Source organism: Algoriphagus aurantiacus (assembly GCF_035156405.1).
GTDB classification, from domain to species: Bacteria; Bacteroidota; Bacteroidia; order Cytophagales; family Cyclobacteriaceae; genus Algoriphagus; species Algoriphagus aurantiacus.
In genome coordinates this window covers 1-605 of sequence record NZ_JAXRUT010000084.1, presented here as the reverse complement: position 1 = coordinate 605, position 605 = coordinate 1, and the positions used below count along the sequence as shown (strand labels likewise).

Below are 605 nucleotides of genomic sequence, written 5' to 3'. Positions count from 1 at the left end.
GTATTGCCAGGAGTGATGACGAAGTTCAGCAACTCCCCTTTGTCATTAATGACTATATGTAGCTTAAAACCAAAGAAATACCCCATCGTTGACTTGCCTACTTGTGCCAAGCCTTCGAATACTTTGTTCCTCTTTATACGTTTGTTCTTGCAGACCCGTATAGGGGTGGAGTCAATAAAGGAGATGCCTGTCCCTTCTCCCAGACAACAAGTTTTCATAAAGACAGACATAGGTAAGGTAGCTGCTTGCATGAGCTCTACAAACCTGTTGTATGAGACTGTAGTGGGAAACAGATCTGATTGATGCTTTTGCACATAATACAGATAAAAGTGCTTCATGTTTTTAAACCCTCCCGAGTGAAACAAAATCATGATAGTAATCACTTCACTACAGCTCATCCTAGGCTTCCTCTTAGGTTCATTGCCTAACGTGTGTTTTTTGATAGTTTGTTCGAATTCAAGGCAAAATTCATCAACTAGATAGAAAATTTCAGTAATTTTATTGTTAGATAGAACCATGTGATCCGCTTGTATATGTTTGAATTTCAGATACTTAAATATACTCAAGTGTACTGGTTCTATCTATATTCACATCCCAATAATTCT

The 605-nt window shown here is 37.9% G+C and carries 1 protein-coding gene; it reads right to left on the bottom strand.

All coding sequences use genetic code 11. The features are described from left to right. Nucleotides 1-518: IS982 family transposase (locus SYJ56_RS25835; protein ID WP_465038408.1), on the bottom strand; the 518-nt coding region annotated here is incomplete at its 3' end. Between the last annotated feature and the right edge of the window lie 87 nt (nt 519-605).